This is a genomic window from Pontibacter toksunensis, from assembly GCF_042686245.1.
Classification (GTDB): domain Bacteria; phylum Bacteroidota; class Bacteroidia; order Cytophagales; family Hymenobacteraceae; genus Pontibacter; species Pontibacter toksunensis.
In genome coordinates this window covers 52,992-64,896 of the sequence record NZ_JBHUOX010000003.1, presented here as the reverse complement: position 1 = coordinate 64,896, position 11,905 = coordinate 52,992, and the positions used below count along the sequence as shown (strand labels likewise).

Below are 11,905 nucleotides of genomic sequence, written 5' to 3'. Positions count from 1 at the left end.
GAGTAGTGAGTTGTATAAAAAGTGCAAATATGTACCTTTGCAGGAAGAACCTACGTAGTTAGCCCGTCTGTAAGGTAAAAGAGCCTTTAATAACAATGGCGATAATAGTGAATCAAGCTTTAACTTAAAGAATAGTACTTTGGCAAAAGAAAAAATACTTGTTACCGGAGGTGCGGGTTATATAGGGTCGCATACGGTGGTAGAACTGGTAGAGGCAGGTTACGAGCCTGTCATCATAGACAACTTCTCCAATTCAGAGGAAAGCGCCCTGGCAGGCATCGCGGCAATAGTGGGCCGCAGTGTGCCGTGCCACCGCATCGATTGCACGGATGTTGCCGCACTGCGAGACGTGTTTGAGCAGGAGCAGAACATTGCGGGGGTTATCCACTTTGCAGCATACAAAGCGGTAGGGGAGTCGGTGGAGCAGCCGCTAAAGTACTACCACAACAATGTAGGCTCTCTTATGGCGCTGCTGCAGGTGATGGGAGAGTTTAAGGTAAGCAACCTCGTGTTCTCTTCTTCCTGCACCGTATATGGCATACCAGAAAGCCTGCCGGTAACCGAGCAGACACCGGTGCAGAAAGCAAACTCTCCGTACGGTAACACAAAGAAAATCTGCGAGGAGATCCTGACAGACCTGGCCAACAGTGGCAGCAGTATCAGGAGCATCGCTCTGCGCTACTTCAATCCTATCGGAGCACATCCGTCAGCTAAAATAGGCGAACTGCCGCTGGGCGTTCCAAGCAACCTGGTGCCATTCATTACCCAGACAGCCGCAGGTATCCGGGAACAATTAACTGTTTTTGGCGATGACTACGACACACCGGATGGCACCAACATCCGCGACTACGTACATGTGGTGGACCTTGCCAAGGCACATGTGGTGGCAGTAGAAAGAATGCTGGAAGGTAAGGTGGCGTCTATAGAGTTCTTTAACGTAGGCACAGGCCAGGGAAACACCGTGCTGGAGGCTATAAAAGCTTTTGAGCGCGCAAGCGGCGAGAAGCTGAATTATAAGATTGGCCCGCGCCGTGCCGGTGACGTGCCTAAGATTTATGCCGATGTAACCAAAGCCACTGAAGAATTAGGTTTCAAGACTACCAGCAGCCTCGATGAGGCCATGAAGAGCGCCTGGGACTGGCAGCTTTCCCTTCAAGATAAATCTAAAAAATAGCATGAAAATATTAATTACGGGCGGTGCCGGTTTCATCGGCTCTCATGTGGTGCGCTTGTTTGTGAACAAGTATCCGAACTACCAGATTTTTAACCTCGATAAGCTGACGTATGCCGGTAACCTGGCAAACCTGACGGATATAGAGGACAAGGAGAACTATACCTTCCTGAAGGGGGATATTGTGGATGCCGCCTATATAGATGGGATTTTTGCAGAACATCAGTTTGATGCCGTGGTTCACCTGGCGGCGGAGTCGCATGTGGACAGGTCTATCACAGACCCGCTGGCTTTTGTATACACCAACGTGATCGGCACAGTAAACCTGCTGAACACAGCCCGTAAGCAGTGGGCGGACAACCTGCAGGACCATGTGTTCTATCATATCTCTACTGATGAAGTGTATGGCTCATTAGGCGAAGAAGGCTTGTTTACAGAGGAAACAGCTTATGATCCACGCTCACCATACTCTTCTTCCAAGGCAAGCTCAGACCATTTTGTGCGGGCGTATTACCACACCTATGGCCTGCCTGTTAAAATATCGAACTGTTCGAACAACTACGGCCCGAACCACTTCCCGGAAAAGCTGATTCCGCTGGCTATAAACAACATCCGCAACGAGAAGCCTGTGCCGGTATATGGCAAGGGTGAGAACGTGCGCGACTGGCTGTACGTAATCGACCATGCTCGCGCCATAGACGTGATTTTCCACGAAGGAAAAGTAGGGGAGACCTATAACATCGGCGGCGTGAACGAGTGGAAGAACATTGACCTGATAGAGTTGCTTTGCGACCAGATGGATGAGAAACTGGGCCGGGAGCAGGGGCATTCGCGCAGGCTGATAACGTATGTAAAGGACCGTGCCGGCCATGACCTGCGCTATGCCATTGACTCTTCTAAACTGATGAGCGAGCTGGGTTGGAAACCATCTGTAACCTTTGAGGAAGGACTCAGCAAAACGGTTGACTGGTACCTGCAAAATACGGACTGGTTGGAGAACGTAACTTCCGGTAACTACCAAAGCTATTACGAGGATCAATACGATAACCGCTAAGGCCGCATAAGATAGGAATTGTTAATTGTTCGAAGAGCAATTAACAAATGATATAAGTATATAGATGTTGATAGTTGATAACTTTAAAACAATCAACTATCAGCAACCAACAAAAAAAGCATGAAAGGAATTATACTTGCCGGGGGCTCCGGTACACGTTTACACCCATTAACCATTGCGGTTAGCAAGCAACTGATGCCGGTGTATGATAAGCCGATGATTTATTATCCGCTGTCTACGCTCATGCTTTCTGGTATCAGAGATGTTCTTATTATCTCTACACCGCACGACCTGCCGCTGTTCGAGCGCCTGCTGGGGGATGGCAGCCAGATTGGATGTAACTTCAGTTATGAAGTGCAGGAAGTACCAAACGGGTTGGCGCAGGCCTTTGTGATTGGAGAGGACTTCATAGGGCGTGATAAAGCGGCATTGATACTGGGCGACAATATTTTCTACGGCTCCGGCATGAGTAAGCTGCTGCAGGCCAACAACGATCCGGATGGTGGTGTGGTGTATGCCTATCATGTACAGGACCCGGAGCGCTACGGCGTGGTAGAGTTCGATGGGAACAACAAGGCTATCTCTATTGAAGAAAAGCCGAAGCAGCCAAAGTCACACTACGCTGTGCCTGGCCTGTACTTCTACGATAATGATGTGGTAGAAATAGCGAAGAGCCTGGAGCCAAGTGCCCGCGGCGAATATGAAATCACAGACGTGAACAAAGAGTACCTGCGCCAGGGCAAGCTGAAAGTGGGCATCCTAGACAGAGGCACTGCCTGGCTCGACACAGGGACTATTGTTTCGCTGATGCAGGCTGCTACGTTTGTGCAGGTCATAGAAGATCGGCAGGGGCTGAAAATCGGCAGCATTGAGGAGGTAGCCTACCGCATGGGTTTTATAAATGCGGAGCAACTGCAGCGCGTAGCGGAGCCATTGCGAAAGAGCGGCTACGGCGAGTACCTGCTTAATATTCTGAAGTAAGCATCATCAACAGGTTAAACAGAAACGCCCGGCTGAGGAAACTTAGCTGGGCGTTTCTGTTTAATATATTATGATTCCAAGTAAAAGGCCTGTCAGGATGAGCACGGGTGCCGGTATCTTTGTGAACAGGAGCAGGCAGAAAGTGGCTACTACAATGCCGAAGTTCAGGGGCGTGTTTTCAATGGGGTGATACAGCTGTATGGCTGCTGCCACTACCATGCCGGAGCTTACGGCGCTGATTCCCTCCAGCGAGGCCCGCACCACCCTGTATTTCTTCAGCTCGTCCCAGAACCGAATGACAAAGAAGATAAGAAAGGTGCCCGGTAGAAAAATGCCGACGGTAGCCACAAAAGAGCCCAGCAATTGACCTGACACCCCATACTGCCGCATCGCCAGGCTGCCCACAAAAGAGCAAAAAGAAAAAGTAGGTCCTGGCAGCGCCTGCACAATGGCGTAGCCGGACAAGAACTCTTCACCGGTGAGGTAATGCTTAAAGTCAACGAACTCCGTGTAGAGCAAGGGGATAAGCACCTGCCCGCCTCCAAATACGAGGGTGCCGTTCCGGTAAAAGTTCTCAAAGAGCCGCACGGGCAACGAAGTAGTAGCTGCCCCTAACACCGCTGCCGTTACCAGCACTCCTACAAACAGGATAAAGTTAGCCCACTCTATGCGCAGCTGCTTGTTTTCCTCCATGGGCTGTTGCCTGAAACGCAAGGCTGTAACAGCGCCTCCTACAAGTAGCATAACAGGAAAAACCCAGGGTGACGAGAAAAAGTAAACAAGTATAGCGGAAATGACCAGGAGCACAATAGCTGTTTTTGTATGCACCACTTTCGTACTGATCACATAGGCAGCGTAGGCCACAAAGCCCACGGCCATGGGTAAGATAATCCGCAGGAAATCGAGCGATATGCCCTGCTCCTGCAGGTAGGAGATTCCCAGTGCCGCCAGCGCCATGATAGTGGCAGCAGGTGTAATCCAGACAAACAGGGTGAGGTAGGCCAGGTTAGGGCCACCAATCCGGAAGCCTATGGCCGTAATGGTTTGGGTAGAGGTGGGGCCGGGCAGAATCTGGCATAAGGCATTGAGTTCTATCAGTTCCTTCTCCGTTATGTAGCGGTGCTTGTCCACGAGCAGCTTGAACATCATAGCAACATGCGCCTGCGGCCCCCCGAAAGCAGTGAGGGCCAGAATCAGAACATCTCTGAGAAAGATATAGTAGCGCAAACTCATGTGGGCATAAAAGTAAAAAAAGAGAGACAGCTTTTAACTATCTCTCTTTTTAATATTGCTTTTTTACTTTTATAGATGGCTAAACTTCATCTTCTCCGCCTGTAAGGTGCCTGTCAGAAGATGAAATTTATAATAAGCTTAGACTTTCTTCAGGCCAAGCTCAATAAGGCGCTCGTTCAGGTATTCTCCTGCAGTGGCGTCAGGATACGCCTTCGGATTTTGGGCATCTATACAGCTCTCCAGACAAGTCAGGTCCATTTCAGAACGCGGGTGCATGAAGAACGGAATAGAGTAGCGGGAAGTGTTCATCAGTTCGCGCGGCGGGTTCACCACCCGGTGGATGGTAGACTTCAGCTTGTTGTTCGTCAGGCGGGCCAGCATATCGCCCACGTTTACCACCACCTGCTCGGGCAGGGCAGTTATCGGAATCCACTTGCCGTCGCGGCGCAGCACCTGCAGGCCGTCGGCACTGGCGCCCATCAGCAGCGTTATCAGGTTAATGTCACCGTGCTCGGCCGCGCGAACGGCATCAGCCGGCACGCTGTCCGGGTCTTCGATAGGGAAGTAGTGGATAGGGCGCAGTATGCTGTTGCCATTGTGCACCTTTTCGTCAAAGTAATTTTCCTCAAGGCCAAGGTTCAGGGCAATCGCCTTCAGCACCTGCTTGCCGGCTGCTTCCAACTTGCGGTAAGCCTCCAGCGTTACTTCTTTGAAGTTTGCTACCTCCTCCGGGAAAATGTTGTCCGGATACTCCTCTTTGATAGGGTCGTTGTCTGTTACCTCCTGGCCTACATGGTAAAACTCCTTCAGGTCGCCGGTATTGCGGCCTTTGGCATGCTCTTTTCCTTTGCCCACATAACCGCGCTGTCCTGCTAGCTCAGGTACCTCATATTTTTGCTTTACCTCATCCGGAAGCGCAAAAAACGCCTTGGTCGCAGCATACAGTTTCTGGGTTAACTCATCACTTAAACCGTGGTTGCGTAGCGCTATGAAGCCAATATTCTGGTAGGCATCGCTTAGCTGATTCACAAAACGAGCCCTTCTTTCCGCGTCACCAGATGTAAAATCTGCCAGATCCAGCGAGGGCACCTCGTCAAACAAAATTTCGCTCATATAGTAAGAACTGTATACTTTTTAGTGATATTTACGTAGTTCGCAATATACGAAAAAATAAAATCGCTAAATTAGCCCGATAGCTAAACCAAACTACAATTAGATGAAAAAAACGTACTTACTGCTGGCGTCAGCGCTTATGATGGGCTTTACAGCCTGTGATACTGCCCGTCAGACACAGGATACTGAATCTCCCACAGCAGCTACAACCCCAATCAGAGGTGGAGGTCCGGTACCTGTAGGTGCTGTTATGAGCAAGGGAGGCCTGCGGGTTTTTGCTTTCAACAACTCACAGAATTACCCGGAGTCGATGCTGCGCCTGAACGTGCCGCCTGCAGGAGGAGTGGTAGAGCCAGGCCCGGTGCAGTTTGACTACGACCTTTCGAACTATCAGCTTACCCGTATGACGCCGCACTCCAACGCGGATCACCTGGCAAACTCACAGCAGGGGCAGCACATTCATAACATCGTGGACAACGAGCCTTATACCGCCCACTATGATACAGAGTTTCAGAAAGAGCTGACAGAGGGTGACCATGTTATCCTGTCATTCCTGTCACGCTCTTACCACGAGAGCCTGAAGCACAAAGGTGCTTATGATTTGCGCGTGGTAACAGCAGGCAAGCCTACGGAGCGACTGAATTTCGATACCAATGCTCCGCACATGTTTTACAGCCGCCCGAAAGGCGAGTATGTAGGAAAAGATACAGAACAGGTAATGCTGGATTTCTACCTGGTGAACACAAATCTTTCTGCCTCCGGTAACAAAGTGCGGGCTACCATTAACGGTACTGAGTTTATGCTGGACCGCTGGCTGCCGTACATCATGGAAGGCCTGCCGATGGGTGAGAATACCATTAAGCTGGAACTGGTAGACAATGCTGGAAATGTACTACCGGGGCCGTTTAACAGCGTAACCCGTACGTTTACACTTAAGCCTGCAGCATAGTCCTGAAGCTTAACAAAAGCAAAAGCCTGCGCCGAATCGTTTTTCGGAGCAGGCTTTTTGCTTTTAGGGCTGGCTGTTCTTTTGCTGTGTAACATATTGTAGTAGAAGATATAAACCTGCCTAAGCTTGGTGCAGGAGTATAATTGTAATATATTCCATTGGAAACTCAGGAGTTACCTGAGTTAAGAAGTTGCCAAACAGGAATGAATATGATACGATCTAATTTAAAAAAGGGCCTCCTGCTGCTTTGCCTGCTGCTGGTTTCTGCTCACAGCTTTGCAGCCGATCCGAAGCCGCTGGAAATAGGTGCACCGGCGCCGGACTTCAGCCTTCCGGGAACTGATGGCAAGACCTATACTTTAAAAAGCTTTGCCGATGCGAAAGTGCTGGCGATAATCTTCTCCTGTAACCATTGCCCTACAGCGCAGGCCTACGAAGACCGCATGAAGGCTTTGGCGGCAGACTATAAGAACAAAGGAGTAGCGGTGGTCGTAGTTTCCCCTAACGATCCGGAGGCAGTAAGCCTGGATGAACTGGGCTACAGCGACATGGGCGATACCTTTGAAGAAATGAAAACCCGGGCGAAGGAAAAAGGCTATAACTTCCCTTACCTCTACGACGGCGAAAACCAGAAAATGTCGATGGCTTACGGGCCGGCAGCCACACCGCATGCTTTTGTTTTTGACAAGGAGCGCAAACTGCGATATAACGGCAGGCTTGACTCCTCTGAGAAGCCGGGTTCTGCCAATGCAGAAGACACCCGAAACGCCATAGACGCCCTGCTGGCAGGCAAACCGGTGCCTGTTGCCAAAACGAAAACATTTGGCTGCTCCATTAAATGGGCCGACAAGAAAGAGATGGCGGAGCGGGCAAGGGCGCAGTGGGCAAAGGAAGAGGTAACGCTGAATGTGATTGATGAGCCAGCGCTGAGGGACCTGCTGAAGAATAACACAGATAAGGTGCGCCTGGTAAATGTGTGGGCCACCTGGTGCGGCCCCTGTGTGCAGGAATTACCTGATTTCGTGGACATCAACCGCATGTACCGCAACCGCGATTTTGAGTTCATCACTATCAGCGCCGACAAGCCGGATAAAAAAGACAAGGCACTGGCAACTCTCAAGAAACTGCAAGCCTCCAATAAAAATTATCTTTTCAACTCAGAAGATAAGTATGCTCTGATAGAAGCCATTGATCCGGAGTGGCAGGGCGCGCTGCCTTATACCCTTCTGATAGAGCCGGGAGGGAAGGTGCTGTATCGTAAGCAAGGCACCATTGTGCCTGCTGAGATGAAAAGAAAGATTGTAGAAAAAGTGGGAAGGTATTACTAAGCTTAGTCTTGGGGAGAAAAATTCAGGAAAGCCTATTTAGGTACTGTCACTGGAGGCATAGAAAAAACCTCATACAGATATACCTTTAACAAGAACTCCTACATTCTTTTTCTATTGAGAAAGTTGAAAAATACATATTAGCTCTTGTTCAGCATTTTATTTAAACCATGAAGAACTTTAAAATTTCAATTCTTGTGCTCCTGCTTTTAGGAATTAGCTCCTTCCTTCTTTTAAGCGCCGCTAATCCTAAAGAAAAAAAGCTTCGGCATGTTGTAGCTTTTAAATTTAAACCGGAAGTTACCAAGGAACAGATGCAGAAAGCTACTCAAGACTTTCATGCTCTGAAGGGAAAGGTGCCACAGATTATTGAATTTGAAGGAGGGCCTGATGTGTCCTTCCAAGATAAGAGCGGGAAGTTTACCCACTGCTTTATTGTCACAGTCAGAAATGAAGAAGATTTAGCTGCCTACGGGAGTCATCCAGACCATCAGGCCTTCAGTAAATCTGTAGACCCTCTTTTGGAAGAAGTAATGGTGGTTGACTATTGGACAGAGTAGAATATGGATGATGCAGGGAAAGGCTAGCAGTATTAACCTGTACATAGCTGTCTCAATTTGTCCTACAAGTTAACTATTGCCGCCGTACAAATAAAAGAAGGCGGCTACATCTTATCAGGTGTAGCCGCCTTCTTTTATTTGTTTAAGCCTCTCCTGTTATTCTTTCGGCTTATTCTGCCCTCCACCTCCTGGGTTGGCAATGGAATTGCGCATATCAGTGTCTGACTGGATGTTCTGCATGCGGTAATAATCCATAATGCCCAGGTTGCCGCTGCGGAAGGAAGCTGCAATGGCCTGCGGCACTTCTACTTCTGCCTGAATTACGTTGGCACGGGCCTCCTGCGCTTTGGCGCGCATTTCCTGCTCTACGGCTACGGCCATGGCGCGGCGCTCTTCGGCTTTCGCCTCAGCCACTTTTAGATCGGCCCCGGCCTGGTCTATCTGCAGCTTGGCACCAATGTTCTCACCTACATCTATGTCGGCAATATCAATAGAAAGAATTTCGTAGGCAGTACCGGCATCCAGGCCTTTCTGTAATACCAGTTTGGAAATAATGTCCGGGTTCTCCAGAACGCTCTTGTGAGAGGTGGAAGAACCGATAGATGTTACAATACCCTCTCCCACACGCGCCAGGATGGTTTCTTCGCCGGCGCCACCTACCAGTTGGTTGATGTTGGCGCGCACCGTAACACGGGCCTTTGCGATAAGCTGGATACCATCCTGCGCCACAGCGGCCACGTTAGGCGTATTGATTACCTTCGGGTTTACGGAAGTGGTTACGGCCTCAAACACGTTACGGCCTGCCAGGTCTATCGCGGTAGCCTGTTTGAAGGAAAGCGGAATGTTTGCCTTATCAGCAGAAATAAGCGCCTTGATAACAGTGGGTACATTGCCGCCTGCCAGGTAGTGCGTTTCCAGTTCTGTTGTGGTCAGGTCGATGCCCGCTTTGGTGGCGTTGATCATGGAGTTGACAATAAGGCTGGGCGGCACCTTTCTAATGCGCATGAACACCAGCTCCGCCAGGCCAACCTTTACGCCAGAGAAAAGGGCGGTTATCCAGAGGCTGATAGGCACAAAGTACAGGAATATCATCAGGGCCACGATGACTCCTGCAATAATTAATAATACCGATAGGTTTTCCATCTGTGTTTTTTAGCTGACTTCTTCTACTATAATTTTATTTTGACTCAATCTGATAATGCGGATAGCTTTGTTTGGTGCCACAAACTCTCCCTGGGTCTGCACCTCATGGTGGCGCTCAGCAAACAGCGCAGTTCCCTGGGGGCGCAGCGCCGATACGGTTTTGCCAACCTCGCCTTCCTCCAGCAGGTGTGGGTTGTCTTCGTTTACATGGCCGCGGTTCTGGTTTTTCAATGCAAAGTGCGACCAACTGTCGGATCGGAAGCTGTAGACAAACGCTAACGCACCTACGAGTACTGTGCCGGCAAGTATAATATGCCCGATAGTAGTGCCCAGTGCCGCATAGCCAATCCATACGCCGATGGCAGTCAGTATGAAACCTATAATACCCACCACAGTAGTGCCCGGCACAAAAACCAGCTCTACAACAATGAGGAGCAGGCCAATGCCAATCAGCAATACAACTGTAACCCAATCTAGTAACATAATGCAGTGCGTTTATATAGGTAAATATAGTGAATTCTTTGCACGAAGCGCTACAAATTGCTGGCTGCAGTATTATTGTTTAACTGCTGCATGCACAAATTGTTAGACGGCTGTTGGATGGGCAGGTGAAAGGAGCAGCAGAAGGACAGATTCCTGCAGAGCACAGCTAGCAGAGGGCAGGGTGTTTCCAGCGCAACAGAAGGCGCTCAAGGCAAAAGTGCCGCCCCCGGATAGGGAGGCGGCACTTTTATAATGCTATTGCTACGGCAGTTGCCGAATAACGAACACAACAATCTACGAGCAACGAAGCTAGTATGCTTTTGCAAAGTACACGCGCTGCTTGCTTGGCTTTCCTGTGAGCATATCCACACCGTCTTCTTCTTCTGTGTTCAGAGCAATGCAGCGGATGGTTGCCTTCGTCTCTTCTTTGATGCGTTCTTCTGTTTCAGGCGTGCCGTCCCAGTGCGCCAGCACAAAGCCGCCTTTGTTCTCCAGCACCTCCTTAAACGCATCATAAGTGTCTACTTTGGTGGTGTGCCCCTCCCGGTAAGCAAAGGCCCTGTTATAGATGTTTTCCTGTATTTCATCCAGCAGCGCAGGAATGTAGCTGGCAAGCGAGTCAAACTGCTGCGTGCTCTTCTCCTTTGTGTCGCGGCGGGCAACTTCGGCAGTGCCGCTCTCCAGGTCACGGGCACCGATAGCAATACGCACCGGCACGCCCTTCAGCTCCCACTCCGCAAATTTAAAGCCCGGGCGCTCCGTGTCGCGGTTGTCGAACTTCACGCTGATGCCTTTGCTTTCCAGTGCCTTCTTCAGGGCATTCACCTTCTCACTGATTTGAGCCAGTTGCTCTTCGCCTTTGTAAATCGGCACTATCACCACCTGGATAGGCGCCAGCTTTGGAGGCAGCACCAGGCCCTCGTCGTCGGAGTGCGCCATTACGAGCGCGCCCATTAAACGCGTGCTCACGCCCCACGATGTTCCCCACACATGCTCCAGGTCACCTTCTTTAGTAGCAAACTTCACATCAAAAGCCTTGGCAAAGTTCTGGCCCAGGAAGTGCGATGTACCAGCCTGCAGCGCTTTACCGTCTTGCATGAGCCCTTCGATACAATAAGTGTCCAGAGCGCCTGCAAAACGCTCGCTTGGGGTCTTCACGCCTCTCACTACCGGCAGGGCAATATATTGTTCGGCAAAGGTGGCATATACTTCCATCATTTGCTTTGTCTCGGCTACAGCCTCCTCAGCGGTGGCGTGTGCCGTGTGTCCTTCCTGCCACAGGAACTCTGCTGTGCGCAGGAACAGGCGCGTACGCATTTCCCAGCGCACCACGTTCGCCCACTGGTTAATCAGCAGGGGCAGGTCGCGGTAGCTCTGAATCCAGTTTTTGTAGGTGCTCCAGATAATGGCTTCTGAGGTAGGGCGCACAATAAGTTCTTCCTCCAGTTTCGCGTTCGGGTCCACACGCAGCTTACCTGGTTTGTCGGGGTCAGTTTGCAGGCGGTAGTGGGTTACCACGGCGCACTCTTTTGCAAAGCCCTCCGCGTTCTGTTCCTCAGCCTCGAACAAGCTCTTGGGTACAAACAGCGGGAAGTAAGCATTCTCGTGGCCTGTGTCCTTAAACATATCGTCCAGCACGCGCTGCATCTTCTCCCAGATAGCGAAGCCGTATGGTTTGATCACCATGCACCCGCGTACGGCGGAATTTTCGGCTAAGCCAGCTTTTTTTACCAGCTCATTATACCATAAGGAGTAATCTTCGCTTCTTTTAGGTAACCCTTTGCTCATCTTTAAACTAATTTTATTATATATGGCTTACTTATAAGGCTTTTGGAACAGATTTTGCTACTTTATAGACAAAAGCCTGATATCATTCTGGCACAAAATTACGTT

11 protein-coding genes are annotated in these 11,905 nt (G+C 50.0%); 6 read left to right on the top strand and 5 right to left on the bottom strand.

Translation table 11 applies throughout. The features are described from left to right. Window positions 1–139: 139 nt before the first annotated feature. From galE to rfbA, 3 genes are all read left to right on the top strand, one after another. Window positions 140–1,174, top strand: a complete 1,035-nt coding sequence (galE, locus tag ACFS7Z_RS05125) for a UDP-glucose 4-epimerase GalE (protein WP_377481894.1) — start codon at window positions 140–142, stop codon at window positions 1,172–1,174. A gap of 1 nt (window position 1,175) precedes the next feature. Next, complete coding sequence (gene rfbB, locus ACFS7Z_RS05120) at window positions 1,176–2,225, top strand: dTDP-glucose 4,6-dehydratase (protein WP_377481891.1); 1,050 nt, start codon at window positions 1,176–1,178, stop codon at window positions 2,223–2,225. A gap of 120 nt (window positions 2,226–2,345) precedes the next feature. Continuing rightward, window positions 2,346–3,206 (top strand): glucose-1-phosphate thymidylyltransferase RfbA, encoded by an 861-nt coding sequence (gene rfbA, locus ACFS7Z_RS05115; protein ID WP_377481889.1) that lies wholly within the window; start codon window positions 2,346–2,348, stop codon window positions 3,204–3,206. A 60-nt stretch (window positions 3,207–3,266) separates the two neighbouring features. Here the strand turns inward: rfbA and chrA are convergent, their stop codons facing one another. Further along, window positions 3,267–4,439 carry a chromate efflux transporter gene (gene chrA / locus ACFS7Z_RS05110; RefSeq protein ID WP_377481886.1) on the bottom strand — a complete coding sequence of 391 codons (1,173 nt, stop codon included), beginning with the start codon at window positions 4,437–4,439 and terminating at the stop codon, window positions 3,267–3,269. Window positions 4,440–4,577: 138 nt separating this feature from the next. Then, window positions 4,578–5,552 carry an isopenicillin N synthase family dioxygenase gene (locus tag ACFS7Z_RS05105; RefSeq protein WP_377481883.1) on the bottom strand — a complete coding sequence of 325 codons (975 nt, stop codon included), beginning with the start codon at window positions 5,550–5,552 and terminating at the stop codon, window positions 4,578–4,580. Window positions 5,553–5,655: 103 nt separating this feature from the next. Between ACFS7Z_RS05105 and ACFS7Z_RS05100 the strand changes: the two genes are divergently transcribed. The 3 genes from ACFS7Z_RS05100 to ACFS7Z_RS05090 all read left to right on the top strand — a co-directional run bounded on the left by ACFS7Z_RS05100 (window position 5,656) and on the right by ACFS7Z_RS05090 (window position 8,386). Further along, window positions 5,656–6,501 (top strand): hypothetical protein, encoded by an 846-nt coding sequence (locus tag ACFS7Z_RS05100; RefSeq protein WP_377481879.1) that lies wholly within the window; start codon window positions 5,656–5,658, stop codon window positions 6,499–6,501. A 209-nt stretch (window positions 6,502–6,710) separates the two neighbouring features. Continuing rightward, window positions 6,711–7,829 (top strand): redoxin family protein, encoded by a 1,119-nt coding sequence (locus tag ACFS7Z_RS05095; RefSeq protein ID WP_377481876.1) that lies wholly within the window; start codon window positions 6,711–6,713, stop codon window positions 7,827–7,829. A 167-nt stretch (window positions 7,830–7,996) separates the two neighbouring features. After that, on the top strand, window positions 7,997–8,386 hold the full coding sequence (locus ACFS7Z_RS05090; RefSeq protein ID WP_377481873.1) for a Dabb family protein: 390 nt from the start codon (window positions 7,997–7,999) through the stop codon (window positions 8,384–8,386). A gap of 156 nt (window positions 8,387–8,542) precedes the next feature. Here ACFS7Z_RS05090 and floA read toward each other — a convergent pair whose 3' ends face one another. The 3 genes from floA to proS form a co-directional block, all read right to left on the bottom strand. After that, window positions 8,543–9,529: a flotillin-like protein FloA gene (gene floA, locus ACFS7Z_RS05085; protein ID WP_377481869.1), complete on the bottom strand. Its 987-nt coding sequence runs from the start codon at window positions 9,527–9,529 to the stop codon at window positions 8,543–8,545. 9 nt (window positions 9,530–9,538) lie between these two features. Next, a complete protein-coding gene (locus ACFS7Z_RS05080) occupies window positions 9,539–10,012 on the bottom strand; it encodes a hypothetical protein (RefSeq protein ID WP_377481866.1) in 474 nt (157 codons plus the stop codon). A gap of 309 nt (window positions 10,013–10,321) precedes the next feature. After that, on the bottom strand, window positions 10,322–11,800 hold the full coding sequence (proS, locus tag ACFS7Z_RS05075; protein WP_377481862.1) for a proline--tRNA ligase: 1,479 nt from the start codon (window positions 11,798–11,800) through the stop codon (window positions 10,322–10,324). Window positions 11,801–11,905: the final 105 nt, after the last annotated feature.